Source organism: Mucilaginibacter gossypii (genome assembly GCF_017569325.2).
Taxonomy (GTDB): Bacteria; Bacteroidota; Bacteroidia; order Sphingobacteriales; family Sphingobacteriaceae; genus Mucilaginibacter; species Mucilaginibacter gossypii.
In genome coordinates this window covers 2,706,097-2,724,140 of the sequence record NZ_CP071878.2, presented here as the reverse complement: position 1 = coordinate 2,724,140, position 18,044 = coordinate 2,706,097, and the positions used below count along the sequence as shown (strand labels likewise).

Annotated in this window: 11 protein-coding genes; 6 read left to right on the top strand and 5 right to left on the bottom strand. The window is 43.6% G+C overall.

Annotated features, from left to right (window positions below; all coding sequences use genetic code 11):
* Positions 1 to 185: 185 nt before the first annotated feature.
* A complete protein-coding gene (locus tag J3L18_RS11405; protein ID WP_189549019.1) occupies positions 186 to 1,199 on the bottom strand; it encodes a glycoside hydrolase family 2 TIM barrel-domain containing protein in 1,014 nt (337 codons plus the stop codon).
* 699 nt (positions 1,200 to 1,898) lie between these two features.
* On the opposite strand from J3L18_RS11405, the gene J3L18_RS11400 reads away from it, so the two are divergent.
* Positions 1,899 to 3,344, top strand: coding sequence for a phytoene desaturase family protein (locus J3L18_RS11400; RefSeq protein WP_129567720.1), 1,446 nt, complete (start codon positions 1,899 to 1,901; stop codon positions 3,342 to 3,344).
* An 87-nt stretch (positions 3,345 to 3,431) separates the two neighbouring features.
* On the opposite strand, the gene J3L18_RS11395 is transcribed toward J3L18_RS11400, so the two are convergent.
* Entirely contained in the window at positions 3,432 to 4,016 is a 585-nt protein-coding gene (locus J3L18_RS11395; RefSeq protein WP_129567719.1) for an RNA polymerase sigma factor, read from the bottom strand.
* 139 nt (positions 4,017 to 4,155) lie between these two features.
* On the opposite strand from J3L18_RS11395, the gene J3L18_RS11390 reads away from it, so the two are divergent.
* From J3L18_RS11390 to J3L18_RS11380, 3 genes are all read left to right on the top strand, one after another.
* Positions 4,156 to 5,325, top strand: coding sequence for a FecR family protein (locus J3L18_RS11390; RefSeq protein WP_129567718.1), 1,170 nt, complete (start codon positions 4,156 to 4,158; stop codon positions 5,323 to 5,325).
* Positions 5,326 to 5,464: 139 nt separating this feature from the next.
* A complete protein-coding gene (locus J3L18_RS11385) occupies positions 5,465 to 8,887 on the top strand; it encodes a TonB-dependent receptor (protein WP_208102456.1) in 3,423 nt (1,140 codons plus the stop codon).
* A 9-nt stretch (positions 8,888 to 8,896) separates the two neighbouring features.
* Positions 8,897 to 10,417: a RagB/SusD family nutrient uptake outer membrane protein gene (locus J3L18_RS11380; protein ID WP_129567717.1), complete on the top strand. Its 1,521-nt coding sequence runs from the start codon at positions 8,897 to 8,899 to the stop codon at positions 10,415 to 10,417.
* A gap of 239 nt (positions 10,418 to 10,656) precedes the next feature.
* Here the strand turns inward: J3L18_RS11380 and J3L18_RS11375 are convergent, their stop codons facing one another.
* On the bottom strand, positions 10,657 to 11,109 hold the full coding sequence (locus J3L18_RS11375; RefSeq protein ID WP_129567716.1) for a pyridoxamine 5'-phosphate oxidase family protein: 453 nt from the start codon (positions 11,107 to 11,109) through the stop codon (positions 10,657 to 10,659).
* Positions 11,110 to 11,503: 394 nt separating this feature from the next.
* Here J3L18_RS11375 and hemA point away from each other — a divergent pair, with 394 nt between their 5' ends.
* Both hemA and J3L18_RS11365 read left to right on the top strand, forming a co-directional pair.
* Positions 11,504 to 12,775, top strand: coding sequence for a glutamyl-tRNA reductase (hemA, locus tag J3L18_RS11370; protein ID WP_208102457.1), 1,272 nt, complete (start codon positions 11,504 to 11,506; stop codon positions 12,773 to 12,775).
* Positions 12,776 to 13,008: 233 nt separating this feature from the next.
* Positions 13,009 to 13,701, top strand: a complete 693-nt coding sequence (locus J3L18_RS11365) for a hemerythrin domain-containing protein (RefSeq protein ID WP_129567715.1) — start codon at positions 13,009 to 13,011, stop codon at positions 13,699 to 13,701.
* A gap of 14 nt (positions 13,702 to 13,715) precedes the next feature.
* Here the strand turns inward: J3L18_RS11365 and J3L18_RS11360 are convergent, their stop codons facing one another.
* Complete coding sequence (locus J3L18_RS11360; RefSeq protein ID WP_129567714.1) at positions 13,716 to 15,779, bottom strand: heavy metal translocating P-type ATPase; 2,064 nt, start codon at positions 15,777 to 15,779, stop codon at positions 13,716 to 13,718.
* A gap of 38 nt (positions 15,780 to 15,817) precedes the next feature.
* Positions 15,818 to 18,010 carry a multicopper oxidase domain-containing protein gene (locus J3L18_RS11355; protein ID WP_129567713.1) on the bottom strand — a complete coding sequence of 731 codons (2,193 nt, stop codon included), beginning with the start codon at positions 18,008 to 18,010 and terminating at the stop codon, positions 15,818 to 15,820.
* Between the last annotated feature and the right edge of the window lie 34 nt (positions 18,011 to 18,044).

Here is an 18,044-nt window from a genome sequence, read left to right as displayed (position 1 = left end):
CTCATATATTACCTTAAAAAAGGTATAAACAAAGGTTGATATTAATAGCCAATATAGCGGCCGATAACCAATAACTGATTTTCTGAGCAGGCTATGTATTAAAAAAAACATACAAAGCAAACCGATGATAATCATCAGCCTTAAATAAAATAATTGCCGTTTGGAAGGTGGTTTTATAGTATTGTTCATGGATTCTTTAATACATAAAAGGGAGTGTTTGAGGTAGCAAAAGAGCCCTTTTGATCATATACATAAACCAATAAGCGATAAGGGCCTTCTGTGGCGGGTACTTTAAACTTCAAGTCCGGCCCGCTTTGCCCGATTATTAAATTTTTAATCTCTTTTGGTTTCTTTTGGTTAAAAGCGCCATTGGGTTTGAACCAATCCTCCGCAAATATTTCCCATTTAAATGTTAAGCCGGTGGTGTCCGGATCTTCAATATACACTTTGCTGTTTATTGTTATGCCAGGCTTAAATAAGATATTGTCCCTGGCACCTTTTCCATCTACCAACATGTATTTCAACACAGGGGCCTTCTTAGGCGCTTTTTGCCCCGTCCAGATATAATGCATCACCTGAACGGCCTCGGTTTCAGCGCCATTTTCATCAAACATACTGAACCAGGTTGGGGTTAGTTCCTGTTTTTGCCCCCAATAAAATACCATCGACCCCAGAAACCTGGAATTATTAACCGGCATATACTTTTCATAGGTTGAAAGATATTGCTCTGCCTTTTTTGTACTGGTATTTTCAATATAAGCCCCCCATGCATTTTGACTGTCGGCGGTCCAGGGACCTTCAATTCCCCATTCTGTTATTAAGAACGGGCCATCCCAAAACCAATTGAATTTCTGAAGATCTTCATTTAAAGTTTGGATCGAACCAAAAATATTGAACGAGATGAAGTCAATCTTGGTCCGTAGCTTAATATTGACAATGTTTTTCTTTTGAAAGGACATAATGGTTGTAGTAACCGGGTGCTGCGGATCGTCCTGGTGGATCATGTCGACTACAGCATTAAATATGGTATAAAACTGATTGTATTTCGGCTTGTAAGGGAATGCAAGCTCATTGCCCACGCACCAGCTCAGAAGCGCGGGGTGATGCTTAAATCTATTAACAATCCCGGCAATCTTGCTCACATGGGCACTGGCCTTCGGGGTTTTATAAAAGTCATCTATACTTTCGCTTGGAGGCATTGGCAACCCTGCTATTACAGCTAAATGATGTGCCTGCGCCGAATCCAAAATACTTCCTAAATTTAAGGTATCCCAAACCCTTATCGTATTGCCTCCTGCCTCGTTTAATCGTTTTAAATTGGTAAAACCGGAGGCTCCTTTTATGAAAAAAGGCTCACCATTACGGTACAGTGAATATTTGCCATTCTCATTTTTGATGTAAACTCCATCTTTATTGACATTACGAGGCTGTGATCGATTACAAGATAAAGAGAAAAGACAAAGTATCAGACAGCTAATAATTAATCGTAAAAGAGGACATCTCATAAATAGTAATTCGGTTCATTTAAAAAAGCAAACGATATTTTTGTAGTTATATATAAAACTCTTAGTTTTTGAATAAAAAGAAATTCCGACTGCAGGTTTTGGTTCATGTTGCGAATATTCAAAAAATCATGTAAATATTGACTGTATACGGAAAGTATAATTAATTGTTTATATGTAGACCAGGAATTAACAGGAGGAGGCCATGGGTTAGCAGATACACCTTACCGCCGGCATGATTGGGGGCCATTTGCAGGATAAATTACCCGAATTTATCGAACGTAAAGGTAAGACGGCAAGAAATGATGTGTATATTGTGCCTGATAGCTTAAATCGTCAGTGCGCGTTTTACCAACGGCAAATTAGGCGCGGGCAAATACAAAAATACAGATACCTGTGAAACCGGAAAAACATGATTATGATGCAATAATAGTAGGCTCGGGGCCAAATGGCCTTGCTGCGGCGATATTGTTGCAACAAAACGGACTTTCGGTATTACTGCTTGAAGGAAAAAGTACTATTGGCGGCGGTTTACGTACTGAAGAACTAACCCTGCCTGGTTATAAGCATGATGTTTGCTCAGCTATTCATCCGCTGGCAGTTGGTTCGCCATTTTTTGAAACACTGCCACTGCGTGAGCATGGCCTTGAATATATTTATCCCACAATATCTGCAGCGCATCCCTTTGATAATGGAACGGCTGCGGTACTTAAAAAATCCGTTGTTGAAACTGCCAATCTGTTAGGTGCCGACAAGGATAACTACATTAAACTGATGGCGCCCCTGGTAACTTCGTGGCCCGGTTTGGCGCCTGATGTTTTAGGTCCGCTTACTTTCCCCAAACATCGTGTCGACCTGGCTGCTTTTGGGCTGGCTGCTTTAACTTCAGTAAACTATTTGGCCAAGCGCTTCAAAACTGAGGAAGCCAAAGGGCTTTTAGCCGGGATGGCTGCTCATGGCATTCTACCGCTAACAAATCTTACCACATCTGCAATTGCTTTAGTGTTGATAGTTAACGGGCATCTAAAAGGCTGGCCGGTGCCTAAAGGTGGTTCGGTAAAAATAGCGGAGGCATTGGCGTCATACTTTACATCTATAGGGGGCAGGATAGAAACCAATACCTACATCAATAATTTTGATCAGCTGCCATCGGCAAAGACAATTTTGTTTGATGTTACGCCAAAACAACTGCTGCAAATTGCCGGGCATAAATTTTCATCATTGTATAAATGGCAACTGGAACGTTATCGTTACGGAATGGGTGTTTTTAAAGTTGACTGGGCGCTTGATGATGTTATTCCGTTTAAAGCAGGAGAGGCCCGGCAAGCAGGAACGGTACATATTGGGGGTACGCTGAAGGAAATTGCTGCGTGTGAACAGCAAATCTGGGACGGTTTGCACCCCGAAAAACCATTTGTACTGCTGGCCCAGCAAAGCCTTTTTGACAATACCCGTGCACCCCAGGGCAAGCATACCGCCTGGGCATACTGCCACGTTCCCAACGGATCAAACAAAGATATGACCGATATTATCGAAAAACAAGTGGAGCGTTTTGCCCCTGGTTTCCGCGAACGCATCATAGGCAGGCGTACTTTTAACACAGAGCAACTGGAAAACTATAATCCCAATTATATCGGAGGTGATATTAACGGCGGGGTAATTGACATTGGCCAGTTGTTTACCCGGCCGGTATTGCGCCGCTCACCGTACCGCACATCGGCAAAGGGGATTTATATCTGTTCATCATCCACACCGCCGGGAGGAGGGGTACATGGTATGTGCGGCTACCATTCCGCCAAACGCGCTTTAAAAGATGTATTTAACATCAGCATTCAATCATAATTATTAATCAAAGCTGAGGAGTCGCAGCAGCTCTTCATACCTAAAATGATGTTAGGCTTCGCAAAGCCGTGCGCCACCTCCCCGGTATTATTTAAACAACAAATAATACAGGCAAAGCATCGTTGAAACTTGCTTGAAACAGCCCCTTAGGTGTTTCAACGCCACGGTTATCTGGTTTTCAACCGTTCGTTTGGATATTCCTAAGCGGACGGCAATTTCCTGGTTACTTAGGTTTTCCATGCGGCTCATATAAAATATTTCCTGGCAGCGCTTGGGCAACTTCTCCAGGTAATAACTCAGTTCCTGTAACAACTCCTGATTTTTGATCCGGAAATCAGCCTGGTTGTAGTCGGAGAAAAGGCCTGCTTCCAGATTATCTAACTCCACAATTACCGGGCGTTTTACCGCGCGCATGCGATTATAAACCTGGTAGCGGATGGCCGAGAGCAGAAAATTGGGAACAGATTCTATGTCCAGTTGATGCCGGCGATCCCAGATATTCAGGAAAACATCATGTACTGCTTCTTCACTATTTTCACGGTCTTTCAGGTACCGGAGGGCAGTCTTATATAATCTTACCCAATAACGGTCAAAAAGTACGGCGAACGCGTGCTCATCGTTATTACGTACGGCAAGCCACAGGTCCTGATCACTAATATGAGAATTGTACATACAATTGGTTGGATAAAATTAGGAAAAGCCGATCAAAATTATTTAACCTTTAAGCCTGGGCGTAAAAAAAAATAAAAATGTATGTGTGTGCCGGCATAAAATTTACACTAACACCATATAAACCTGCAATTGCAACCTGATGATAACTAAGAACGAGTTCCTTGCGCTGTATGAAAAATACATGAGCGGCCAATGCACCGATGCTGAAAAACAGCTATTGGATGCATATCGTGATGAAATGCAGTTAGCCGACGAGGTTTGGGATGATGAAGAGGTAAGTGAAGCAGATGTACATGCGCGGATTTGGAAAAAATTAACTGAAAGCAGACAAAAGGCTATTGTCATAAAACCTCTTAAACAAACGAGCTACAAATGGCTATGGGCGGCTGCTTCATTAGTTGCTATAGCTGTATTGGCTGGCTTGCTGTTTATGCCTGTTAAAAAGGATAATATCACAGGTACAATAGTTAAGAATACTATAACAACCATACTCCCTGGGAGCAACAAAGCATATCTCACTTTGGCCAATGGCAATAAAATATTACTTGATGACGCCAAAAATGGGCAGCTGGCGGCAGGGGCTGGTGTAAAAGTAAGCAAAGCAGCCAACGGTTTAGTGGTTTATAAATTTGACAGAAAGCCAAACGAACAAGGGCAGGCAGGCATCCCACAAATCAATACCATCACCACGCCGCGTGGCGGCCAATACCAGGTAGTATTGGAAGACGGCACCAAGGTGCAGCTTAATGCAGCATCGTCAATCAAATTCCCGGAGTATTTTACCGGGGCCAACCGGGAAATTGAATTAAACGGTGAAGCCTATTTTGAGGTAGCAAGGGATAAAGCTCATCCATTTATCGTTAAGGCCAACGGTACGCAGGTGCAGGTACTTGGTACCCATTTTAATATTAATGCTTATAGCGATAATCAGGATATAACAACTACTCTGCTTGAAGGCTCGGTTAAGATGAGCAAAGGCTCGGCAGCAGTAATGCTTTTGCCTGGCCAACAGGGAACTGTAAACCAAAATGGTTCATCAATAAAAGTACAAAAGGCCGATGTTGAAGCTAATATGGCCTGGATTAACGGCTTTTTTATATTTCATGATCAAAGCATTATAAATATCATGAAGCAGGTAAGCCGCTGGTATGATGTAGATGTTGAATATCAGGATGCCCAGGTTCAGGAAAATGAATTTGGCGGTACCATCTCAAAATATAAAGACATTAAAGAATTGCTTGATAATATCAAGCTTACCGGTAGTATTCACTATAAAATTGAAGGAAGGAGGGTTATCATTATGAAGTAACCTAATACTTCCATAATGCTATCCCAAAAAGAAAGTAACCAGGAGCGTTCGCACCGCCCCTGGCTCAATGCTACGGATAGCAATCAGGTCAGTTAACGATCATTTTTTCTCACAACCAGTTATTTAACCTAACATTCAAATGTACAAAAATTCTACTGCATTAAAGCGCGGGCAGATACCCCGTGCCGTATCCAAATTATTTCTGATCATGAAATTGTCGTTCTTCTTGTGTCTGGTTTCGATACTTCAGGTAAGTGCCTCAACCACGTTTGCGCAAAGGATAAGTCTTAGTAAAAATAACGCTTCGCTTGTTGAAACGCTTAAAGACATCCACAGGCAAAGCGGATATAGTGTGCTCTACAATTCCAAAATGCTAAAAAAAGCACTTCCTGTAAACGTCGACCTTAAAGATGCGGGATTGGAAGAAGCTTTGCAGCAATGTTTCCGTGATCAGCCTTTTAGTTATGTAATTAACAATACCACCATTGTAGTTACCCCCAAACCCGCCGAAAAGAAACCGGTACAGGTTATAACGATTACCGGTACGGTAAAAGATCAGAAAGGCGTGTCTTTACCGGGTGTTACAGTAAAGGTTAAAGGTACCAACACGGGTGTACAAACCAATATTGATGGCAATTATACTGTTACTGTGAATGACAATAGCGCAGTGTTGGTATTCAGCTTTGTGGGTTTTGTTACCCAGGAGGTATCTGTAGGCAATCAAACCAAAATTGATGTAACGCTTAAAGAGCAAACATCGGCACTAAACGAAATTGTAGTGGTTGGTTACGGTACACAAAAGAAAGCAAACCTTACAGGTGCTGTATCATCGGTATCCGGCGAGACATTGAATAAACGTCCTGTTGTTAACACTGCGTCTATGCTTGAAGGTCTTGCACCAGGCGTGCAGATTAACACAGGCTCAGGCGAGCCTGGAAATGAGGCTGTATCTATCCGGATCCGCGGTAACAGCACATTCAGTGGCGCCGGTTCTGATCCGTTGGTATTGATTGATGGTGTTCCCGGTAACTTTAGCGATCTTAACCCAACCGATGTCGACAATGTATCTGTTTTGAAAGACGCTGCATCTGCGTCAATATACGGTTCAAGGGCCGCCAACGGCGTGGTGCTTGTAACCACCAAGCAAGGTAAGGCCGGACAAATGTCTGTTAATTACGATGGTAACTTAGGATACAACAGTCCTACCAAAATGTTTAAACTGGTGACCAACTCTGCCCAATATATGGAGATGTTTAACCAGGCACGCATCAACAGCGGCACAACAGATCCTAACTCACTTTATCCGCAGGACCAGATTGATCTGTATCGTAACGCTACAGATAGGGTACGCTATCCTAATACTGATTGGCTGAGCCTCATATTCAGGACTGCTGTAACACAAAACCATAACCTGACATTTAACGGCGGAAGTGAAAAAACTACGTATAACGTGTCATTGGGATATGTTAACCAGGACGGTATTGAAAGGGGCTTTGATTATAAGCGATATAGCGCACGGATCAATCTGACTTCAAAGATTAACGATCATATAAAATTCGGCACTAATGTATTGTTAAAATCAGGTACCAGGGGTGCAGTGGCCGGTAACCCTTCATCACCAAGCCAGTGGGATGGTTCATCTATGGACCTTTTCCTTTCGGCCATGTCGCAGGCACCTACTTATGGTCCATATTTAGCTGATGGTAGCGGGCGGTACACCTACAAAGCTTATGACTTTGAGTATAACAATAAAAACCCGATAGCTGTACTTGATCAAAACTTCAGAAGGATCACCAATGATTACGCTGTAAACGCTCAGGGCTGGTTTGAGGTGCAGTTTACTAAAGATATTTCCTGGTATACTAAAGGTGCTGTGAACTTTAACATGGATAAGTACAAGGACTTTAAAGCCACGTTGGATGAGTATAATTTCCGCACTAATCAGCTGGCAACATCTCTTGACCTGGGTAAAGGTTTAACAGATCAGGACGAGCAAACCGTATATACCAACCTGTTCAGTTACCTGAACTATGCACACAATTTTCATGGGCATAATATTAAAGCACAATTTGGTTATAGTATTGAGCAAAGTAAATATCAGTACTTATCAGGTTACCGTAAAAACTTTGCCGATCTGGACCTGCAGGAGTTAAACGCAGGTGGTTCTGATATTCAAAACGCAAACGGAACCAGTAACCAATGGGCCTTAATGTCTTATTTCGGTCGTGTAAATTACGACTATAAAGGGCGTTACCTCTTAGAGGGCAATATTCGTGATGACGGAAGTTCAAAATTCGCCGGTAAAAACAAATGGGGGGTATTCCCATCGTTTTCAGCCGGCTGGAGGGTTACTGAAGAGCCTTTTGTAAAAGCCATGAATTTAACCTGGCTGGATAATTTCAAATTAAGAGGTTCATGGGGACAGTTAGGTAATCAAAATATAGTAATGAACGGCTATGGTGCCAACTATCCATATCAGGCTTTATTAAACTTTACCGGCAATTATTCTTTTGATAATTCGACACTGTTAACTGGCGTAGCTCAGCAAAACCTCAACAATCCGGCCATTAAATGGGAAACCACTACTATGACCGATATTGGTTTGGATGTTACCATTTTCAAAAACTTTAATTTAACTGCCGATTGGTATAATAAAACAACGTCTGATATTTTGAGGCAGGCACAGGTTACCGCAGCTGTGGGCTTAAGTGCACCTACCATTAATGACGGATCGGTAAATAACAGGGGTATTGAGCTTGGTATATCGTACAATAATGTAATAACTTATGGCGCTTTAAAGGGCTTAGCCTTTAATGTAGGCGCAAACGTTGATCATAACCGTAACAAACTGGTGAAATTTGGTCAAACAGAAATTGGAGATTATACCATCAACCAAAACGGGCAGCCGTGGAACTCATTCTACATGCTGCAGGTTATCGGTGTTTTCCAATCCGCTGCAGAGGTAGCCAACTCTCCCAAACAGTTTTCTGACTCTACCTTACCGGGCGACCTGAAATACCGGGACGTAAATGGCGATGGTAAAATTGATCAAAATGATAAAACCATCATCGGCGGTGTTTACCCGAAACTAAACTACTCATTTAACCTGTCGGCCAGCTATAAAGGTTTTGACCTTTCGGCTATGATGCAAGGTGTTTATGGAGTTAAATCATATGTATCGGGTTGGGGTACCATACCATTTGTACAGGGCTCTTCGCCAACTACCGATTGGTTGAACGCCTGGACTCCTGAGCATCCTTCAACCACTATGCCGCGTCTTTATTTCGGGCAAAGCGCACCCGATAAAATCGGCCGCAGGTCATCGTATTTCCTACAGGATGCATCGTATTTGAGGCTTAAAAACCTGGTGTTTGGTTATACCCTGCCGTCACAGCTTACCAAAAAATTGGGTATCAATAGGTTAAGGGTTTATTTTGCCGGTGATAACCTGTTAACCATAACCAAGTTTAAAGGCCTTGATCCTGAGCGTTATGGTAGCGGCGACCAGGTGCAGTACCCGCAAAATAAAATCTACTCTTTTGGTTTGAACGTTTCCTTTTAATTAGCCCACATGAAAAATCGAATTATATTAACCATCATATTAATTACATCGCTGTTTTTAGGCGCATGTAAAAAAGCTCTTGATCTTAATCCTAATGATCAGATAGCCACTTCAACTTTTTATAAAACGAAAGCAGACTTTGACGCAGCTTTGGCAGCGGTTTATGCTTCCCTGCAACAAGAAGAATTTTCTTATGGCATGGGTTTCAGAGATGGCTTTACCGATAATGGATACAATCAGTTTAATTCGGGTGCTGCCAAGGATTTTGTGCAAGGCAACTTTAACCCCACTACAGGTGGTTATGAAACTGCCATTTATAACGATAGTTATATAGGTATTACAAGGGTAAACCTGTTTTTGCAAAATTTAGGTAGTTACAAAGGCTCCGATATTTCTGATAGCCAGCGTAAAACTTATGAAGGCGAGGTAAGGTTTATCCGTGCCTTTCTTTACTTTCAGCTATACAGTATTTATGGCGACGTTCCGTTGGTTATACAACCACTTGATTTGAGTAATCAAAAACAGCCTAAAGTTCCTGCAGCGCAGGTGCTTGCCCAGATCACTGCCGACCTGGACTATGGCATTGCCAATTTGAACGCTGCAGCTTATTACGCTAACGGCGGCCACGCTGCAGCTTCATCTGCAAAGGCATTAAAGGCAAGGGTTTTGTTATTTGCAGCGTTTGGCAGCACCGGTACGCCTGATGCCGCCATGCTAACCCAGGTGCGGAACCTTTGTTTGGATTTAATGGGCCAGTATAAACTAAGCACCAATTTTGAGGATATTTTCAGGGATGCTACCCAGAAAAATAATACCGAGATCATGTTTTCGGTTAACTTCCTGGCTCCAAACAATACTGCTCCATGGGATATGTATTATGGTGATTGGGATGCCTGCGCACCGCTGCAAAATATGGTTGATGCCTTTGAATGCACAGATGGGCAGCCATATGGTATTTCGCCGTTAACTGATACCAAAAATCAGTTCAAAAACCGCGACCCCAGGCTGGCTAAAACCGTATACGCGGATTCTGTTTATTTTGGACCGGGTAAAGTTCATCATCCTTCAAACCTCAGGCCTACAGGTTATGGAACTATCAAGTTCCTGGAACCGAATAATATACCTTATGGTTTTTCAACCCTTAGCCAGCAGGATGCTGTTATACTGCGTTTAGGTGAGGTGATGCTGATGTACGCAGAAGCTCAAAATGAAATTGCCGGCCCTGATGCAACAGTTTATAAAGCTATGGCCGATTTGCGAGCAAGGGTAAATATGCCCGCTTACCCGGCCGGGTATACCAAAGATCAGATGCGTGAACGCATCAGGCACGAACGCCGTGTGGAGCTCGCTTTCGAAGGTTTGCGCCACTACGATCTGTTAAGATGGCATATTGCCGCCCCGGTACTTAACGCTGTAAAAACCAGCCTTATCAATTATCATTTTGAGGATAAGTTTTACCATTGGCCGCTGCCTCAAACAGAAATTGACAAGAGCGGAGGTGTACTTATACAAAATCCGGATTACAAATAGCAACAGGAACTTGAATGCCAAAGGAGGCCTGTCAATGAAGCGCATGCCAAAATCTGCGCAACAGTCTTAATTATTCATGTGATGAGCCCGGTATTTTATCGGGCTCATTCCTTTTAGGTCGGGTTTCACCCATTACAAAAGCTTTTGATCCTATAATTCCGTACTTTACATAAAAGCTAAATGCAGAATGCACAAAGCCTAAATATTAACGTGTTGATTATTAATATTATTTATGCAGCTCAATGATGTTCAAACCTGCCGGTGACCTTGTCTATCCTGATCTTATAGACGATCAGGTCGATCTTGTCGCCAATATCATACTCATTTGCGGTTATACCATGGGAAGGATGGTCTGTCGCATGTTCCACCAGTGGCATAACCCGGTGGATCAGTAACTGCATTGTCTGCTCTTGTTCCGCTATGTCTGTAATTTCTTCAAATGTACCCCAGGCTATGACACTTTTCCAGCTAAAGATGTTTTTTATATCATCAACTTCAAAACAAACTTTAGGGTTTTTTCGCATCATTTCAATTTTCTTTCCCGGACCTGAATGCGCATAGATTATGCCATTCTTGTATACATAGTTTACGGGTACTACGTACGTGGTGCCCTCGGCATGGCACCCTAAACGGCCGGTTACCTGCCGGCTAAGCAACGCTTCAATTTCCGGTTGTTCCAATTTTCCTAACATAACGGCGAATATTAATTGACCAAAGCTAAGCTCATCACTGTTTAAACAAAATGCTGCCGGTCAGTTAAGGGGATGATCGCGGTCACATTGTGTCAGTGTCTTTCGGGCTGTTGATGTTGTGATACATGCTATGCATCCCGATCTGCCCGCTGTTGTACCTCAGCGCAATCACAGGTAAATATCCTTGTGATTGTTTTTTATGTTGCTTTATTAATCAATTGATCCGGTTTCGGGTGTACAATCAATTGTATAAGTGACGGCCGTCACTATTTTGACCTGCCGAACATCGCAACTTTACCTCATAAAAATAATGTTATGAAAGTAGTTGAGGTAAGCTATGCCGCCAGTAAACGAACGATCATTTCCCTGATATACAATTTAAAGTTTGGAAAGCGTGAATAATAAGAGCAGCATAATTGGGATCGAAAATTTTTACGCGGTCGGAATTAATTATAAAAAATCGGATGCCCGGCTTAGAGGCCGTTTTGCAGTTTCAAACGAACAATATGAAGCCATATTGAAAGACGCAGGCAATTATGGCGTTAGTTCGTTATTTATCTTGTCGACATGTAACCGTACCGAAATCTACGGAGTAACCAATACGCCAGATGAACTGGTTAACCTGTTATGCAGTGTTACCAATGGTGAAATAAAAGAATTTAAGGACCACTGCTATAAAAAGGAAGGCATCGGCGCGGTTGAACATATGTTTAATGTTGCAGCTGGTTTAGATTCACAGATACTTGGAGACTATGAAATTATCGGGCAGTTTAAACAGGCTGTAAGGTTTGCGAAAGACCGTGGTTTTATCAATACCTTTTTGGAAAAGCTATATAACACTGTTTTGCAAGCTTCAAAACAGATCAAAAATCAAACGGGCCTCAGCAAAGGAACTACTTCCGTATCATTTGCAGCTCTGCAATCCATTAAGCAATATCATGCTGATGCCACAAATATTTTGATTGTAGGGGCAGGTAAAATGGGGCAGCGTGCATGTAAAAACATTAAAGATTACCTGGGACAAAAGGTTCGTATTACTTTGGTTAACAGGACTGTTAATAAGGCAGAGCGGCTTGCCGAAGAAATGGATATTAGTTATGGCCATATAGCAGATTTGCCAATACTCATTTCGCGTGCAGATGTTATCATCGTTGCCACCGCTTCCGCTACACCTGTAATTCTTAAATCCGATCTTGAACATTGCAGTGAAAAACTGATCATAGATCTGGCGATACCCAACAATGTTGAACCCGCAGCATCAGAATTACCGCACATTAAACTGGTTAATATTGACGAACTCTCGCTTGTTAACAGTGAAACTATTCAAAAAAGGCAAAGCCAGGTTATTGCCGCGCGAGAGATCAACAACCATTTCATCAACAGGTTTGTTGAATGGTGCGAACTGCGAAAAAGCTGCATAGTGGTGAATGCCATTAAAAAACAGTTAACCTCCATTTGTTTAAGCCAATCCAAATCCGCCGGCTGTGTTGCGGGCTTTGTATCTTCTACGGATGAGCAAAGAATACAGCAAATATTAAACGGAACAGCAGGAAAAATGAAAGGCGGTAACAAAGCCGGCTGCCATTACCTGGAGGCTTTAAATGAATTTATGTCGCCCCCGGGTTTACCAACCAATATGTTAAATCCTGAGCGAACGTTAATATAAATAACAATAGACAGCCAAAGCAGATGATTGAGGTTATCGGATAAACGGAAGTAATATCAATTTTGCCTGGATATAACCGGGCATGAAAGAGATTACTAAATAGCGAATAAGAAAAAGAGGGTTTCCGGCGTTCAAAATATCGTAGTAGCTTTATTACTAAACATATTTTGCAGTATTGCCTGATACAGTACGATTTTTGTTAGTTATTGATTATCATCTTACCTAACTTCGCTATGGAAACCGCAAATCAACACCGCAGGGATTTTATTAAGACAGCCGCCATCACCTCATTAACCGGGCTGGCATTGTTATCAGCTTGTAATGACAACGATGATGACGGGGATCAAAAAGTATCGCCGCCCGAGGATCTTATGCAGGAACACGGTTTACTGAACCGGGTGCTGCTCATCTATGACCATTGCAAAGGCTTGCTAATAGATAAGCAGGATTTCCCGATGGAAGCATTGTTAAACTCGGCTGGTATTATCCGCACCTTTGTTGAGGATTACCATGAAAAGCAGGAAGAAAACTACCTGTTCCCACGTTTTCAAAAGGCCAACCAGTTAACGGATCTCGTACAAACGTTGCTGGCGCAACATAAGGCCGGGCGTACTATCACGGATAAGCTCTTGCAATTAACTAAGTCTCAAAACCTGGCCGATACGGAAAAACATCAGCTTATTACCTTGTTGAATAATTTCAACGGAATGTACCGCCCACATGAAGCGCGGGAAGATACCATTTTATTCCCAGCCTTCCGCAAGATCGTATCCCATCATGAATATGATGCGCTGGGTGAGGAATTTGAAAATAACGAGCATAAACTGTTTGGCAAAAACGGATTTGAGGGCATGGTTGAGAAAGTGGCCGGCATCGAAAAGTCTTTAGGCATTTATGAACTGGCCCGGTTCACACCAGGCAGCTAGCTACAAATTGCCAACTATTTTTTGTTCCCTATCGATAACAGGCTGGCATTAATGGCCACCACTACCGTGCTCACTGTCATGAGTACCGCGCCAATTGCCGGGCTTACCATAATACCCTGATTGTACAGAACGCCTGCTGCCAGTGGCAGGGTTATCACATTGTAACCAGTTGCCCAGGCCAGGTTCTGTGTCATTTTACGGTAGGTGGCTTTACCAAACAAGATCAGGTTAACGATGTCTTTAGGATTGCTGTTTACCAGCACAATGCCGGCGGTTTCGGCAGCAATGTCGCTGCCCGAGCCAACAGCAATGCCAACGTCGGCCTGGGCAAGTGCAGGGGCGTCGTTTACACCATCACCTGTCATTGCTACAAACTCGCCCTGTTGCTGTAATTCTTTGATCTTTTCCAGTTTTTCATGCGGCAGTACTTCGGCAAAAAAACCATCCATTTTCAGCTGTGCGCTAACACTTTCGGCAACCTGCTTATTATCGCCGGTCAGGAGTATCGACTTGATACCGTTGTCGTGGAGGGTTGCTATCGCTCCCTTTGATTCCTCCCTGATGGTATCGGCAAGGGCAACAAATCCGGCAAGTTTTTCATCGATCAATACAAATACCACTGTTTCGTTACTGGCCACCTTGAAATTTACCGGAAGGCTGATGCTATTTTCTTTCAGATAACCGGGACTGACCACTTTGATGTGCTTTTGCTCTGCAACCGCTTCAACGCCTTTACCTGTGATTGCTTTAAATTGTGAGGCTTCGGGAAGGGTTAGTTTTCTTTTTTTAACTTCACTTAAAATGCCTGTGGCTATCGGATGTTCTGAATTGCTTTCCAATGCCCCCGTCAGCCTAAGTAATTCATCTTCGCTTTTCAGAACTCCTTCGGTAAGCACCATCCTGGATACCTCAAATTTTCCTTTAGTTAAAGTGCCGGTTTTATCAAAAACAATAGAAGTGATCTTTCGTGCATTTTCAAAAGCAGTCCTGTTTTTGATCAGCAGGCCATGTTGCGCCGATAAGGATGTTGATTTAGCTACCACGAGGGGAACAGCCAGGCCAAGCGCATGTGGGCAACAGATCACAATAACGGTCACCATCCGCTCCATGGCAAAAGCCAGGTCGTGCCCCAGGCTAATCCATACCACGAACGTAGTTATACCGGCTAAGAGCGCAATGATAGTTAGCCAACGGGCCGCTTTATCTGCTAACAACTGCGTGTTTGATTTAGCGTTTTGCGCATCGCGGACAAGATCGATGACTTTGAACAAATAAGAATCTTTACAACTATGTGTAACACGAACTTTTAATGAACCGTTACCGTTCACCGATCCGGCAATCACTTGCTGGCCTTTTGTTTTTTGCACCGGGGCAGATTCCCCTGTCAGCATGGACTCATTAAGGTAGCTCTCGCCATCTTCCACCATACCGTCGGCGGGTACCTTTTCGCCCGGTTTAATTAAGATCAGGTCATTTTCTTTCAGGCTTTCCGTTTTTACGTCCTCTGTAATGTCTCCTTTAAGCACGTGCGCGGCTGAAGGCATGAGCTGGACCAGCAATTCGAGCTCGCGCGAGGCACCTGCTATCGATTTCATTTCGATCCAGTGTCCCAACAGCATAATGAGAATAAGCGTGTCCAGTTCCCAGAAGAAATCCATGCCCTTAAGCCCGAATATGGTAGCCGCACTGTACAGGTAAGCAACGGATATGGCAAAACCAATCAGGGTCATCATTCCGGGATTTTTCGCCTTTAGTTCCGAAAGCCACCCGGTCAGAAAAGGCCGGCCGCCATAAAGAAAAACTGCCGTCGATAGCGCAAAAAGTACGTACCGGTCGCCCGGGAAACCAATTTGCAGGTGCAGCCAATGCCGGATCATTGGCGATAGCGCCAATATAGGTAGGGTGAATGCCAGCACTACGTAAAAACGCTTACGGAAATCAGCGATCATGGCTCCGTGATCATGTCCGGCGTGGCCCATGTCTCCATGCCCCATACCATTCCTTTCCTGATGTTGTGCATGATCGTGACCTTTCATTTCAGGCATTTTGTGCTGGTGTTTATGATGCTGATGTTCCATAGTCGTTTGTATTAATTAGCTTTACTTACTGATAACTACTAATAGGTTAATGTTAATCCGGCGCCTAAGCCCATATCGCTGTCATAGTGGCTGGAGAAAGAAAAATTCTTATTAACGATGTAGCGCAATCCGCTACTATATTCTTTATCGGTATTGCCTGTAATAGAAAACCGGAGCCTGCTGGTCAATGCAATATCCTCCCGGCCAAGTTGAAACCTGAGTTTGCCATTGCCATCAATACGGGCATCGGCCACAAACAGTAATGGCAAAGTGTAGGCCAAACCTGCAACTACCGTATGCCGGTTGTTTTTATTGCTGAGCTGACCGAACAGGTTTTTTTCCTGTTCGTTTGTTTTTTTATAATGATAATCAAATCCTGCATAAGCATACAGCCATTGCATACGGCCAAAGTACCTTCCAAACATCGTTTCACTCTCATATCCCTTGGTATTGTTTATTCCAAGGTGCCACATGGTAGAAAATTTCCAGCGGGTATTTGCTAAAGCCGCGTTGCCATCGCTGCCGTTTGTTTCCAGCCCCAGTTTGGCCGATGCATAGTATTTACGATCGTCGGCAGCTACTTTCTTAAATCCAGCTGCCGGGTCAGGCACTTCGGGGTTAGGCGGCGAGTTTTCGTAACTGAAGATCCGCCCCATACCGCTCATCATATGGTATAGGATATGACAATGGAAAAACCAGTCGCCGCTTTCGCTGGCACGGAATTCGATGGTGTCCCTTTCCATCGGCATAATATCCAGGGTGTTCTTCAGCGGCGAGTATTCTCCCTGTCCGTTTAATACCCTGAAATAATGCCCGTGAAGGTGCATAGGGTGACGCATCATGGTATTATTATAGAGAATAATACGAACATTTTCTCCCCTCTTAATCAGGATCTTGTCAGATTCCGAAACGGTTTTGTTGTTGATCGTCCAGACATAGCGGTTCATGTTACCGGTTAATTCAAAATTGAACACTTTGGTAGGGGCGGTCGGAAGCGTTGTCGGTTGAAGGGCTTTCAGCATACCATAGTTCAGGGTAACCGGCGGCTTGCCTTTGTCAAGTTCGGGATACATCACGGTGTTCATGTCCATTACCTGGGTAGTCATTTTCATTCCCTCCATTTCCTTCATGTTACCCTGCATATCCATCATATCATTCATCATTTTCATGCCCTCAAAGTATTTCAGCTTGGGCAGCTTTTTAGCAGCATGTTTGATACCGCTGCCCAGCCAAAGCGACGTATATTTGGTGCGATCTTCAGGTGTCGCCAGGAACTCATAACTGCCATCGGCAGGGATAGTAACTATCAGGTCATACGTTTCTGCAACGCCTACGATCATCCGGTCCACCTCAACCGGCTGAACATCTTCGCCGTCATTGGCAACAACTTTTAGTTTGCCGCCCGCCCAGCCAAGCCAGAAATAGGTAGAAGAACTTCCGTTAATTACCCGCAGTTTCACCTTGTCGCCGGCTTTAAATTCGGGAGCCTGATTTTCGGCCTTGCCATTGCTGAAAAAACGGTCGTAGTAAACATCGCTTACATCCATGGCAGTCATGCGTTTCCATTCATTGGCCAGCTTTGTTTTGAAATGTCCGGTTTGTATCGCCTGCAAATAATTCTGGGTACTCCCTTTACGGATGGCATACCAGTCTGTGGCATTATGGAGCCGGCGCTGTACCTGTTCCGGGTTTTCATCGGTCCAGTCGCTTAGCAGCAGGGTATATTCCTTTAAAGGGGATGGTTGTTTTTCATGAATGATAAATGCCCCGTACAGTCCGCTTTGCTCCTGCGTCATGGTATGGGAGTGGTACCAGTAGGTTCCGTGCTGCACCAGCGGAAATTTGAACAGGTGCGTTTCACCAGCCTTGATGGGCGTGGTGGTGAGATAGGAAACACCGTCATACCGGTTGGGCAGGATCAGTCCGTGCCAGTGGATAGAGGTTTCCATCATCATTTCATTGTGCACATAGATCTCGGCAGTATCGCCTTCGGTAAATTCCAGTTCGGGTGCAGGGATACTGCCATTTATAGCCATAGCCGGCCGCTGTTTGCCGGTATAGTTAACGGTGGTATCATTGATATATAAGTGGTATATCTCCCGGTTACCTGTTTTGGTGAAAAACGGAAGATGCTTGCTCTGACCGGTTGGCTCTATTTTCATCCCCGAATGTTGGGCAATGGAACTGACAACAGGCAGCAAAAAAATGATCAATAAAATAAACTTCTTCATGGTATTAAAATGTAAGGCCGGAGTATTTGCCCCG

Excerpts from the sequence above, each read along its gene's own strand:
- J3L18_RS11405 (WP_189549019.1), bottom strand. The coding sequence starts at position 1,199 with ATGCCTCCAAGCGAAAGTATAGATGACTTTTATAAAACCCCGAAGGCC.
- J3L18_RS11395 (WP_129567719.1), bottom strand. The coding sequence starts at position 4,016 with ATGTACAATTCTCATATTAGTGATCAGGACCTGTGGCTTGCCGTACGT.
- J3L18_RS11390 (WP_129567718.1), top strand. The coding sequence starts at position 4,156 with ATGATAACTAAGAACGAGTTCCTTGCGCTGTATGAAAAATACATGAGC.
- J3L18_RS11385 (WP_208102456.1), top strand. The coding sequence starts at position 5,465 with ATGTACAAAAATTCTACTGCATTAAAGCGCGGGCAGATACCCCGTGCC.
- J3L18_RS11380 (WP_129567717.1), top strand. The coding sequence starts at position 8,897 with ATGAAAAATCGAATTATATTAACCATCATATTAATTACATCGCTGTTT.
- J3L18_RS11375 (WP_129567716.1), bottom strand. The coding sequence starts at position 11,109 with ATGTTAGGAAAATTGGAACAACCGGAAATTGAAGCGTTGCTTAGCCGG.
- J3L18_RS11365 (WP_129567715.1), top strand. The coding sequence starts at position 13,009 with ATGGAAACCGCAAATCAACACCGCAGGGATTTTATTAAGACAGCCGCC.
- J3L18_RS11360 (WP_129567714.1), bottom strand. The coding sequence starts at position 15,779 with ATGGAACATCAGCATCATAAACACCAGCACAAAATGCCTGAAATGAAA.
- J3L18_RS11355 (WP_129567713.1), bottom strand. The coding sequence starts at position 18,010 with ATGAAGAAGTTTATTTTATTGATCATTTTTTTGCTGCCTGTTGTCAGT.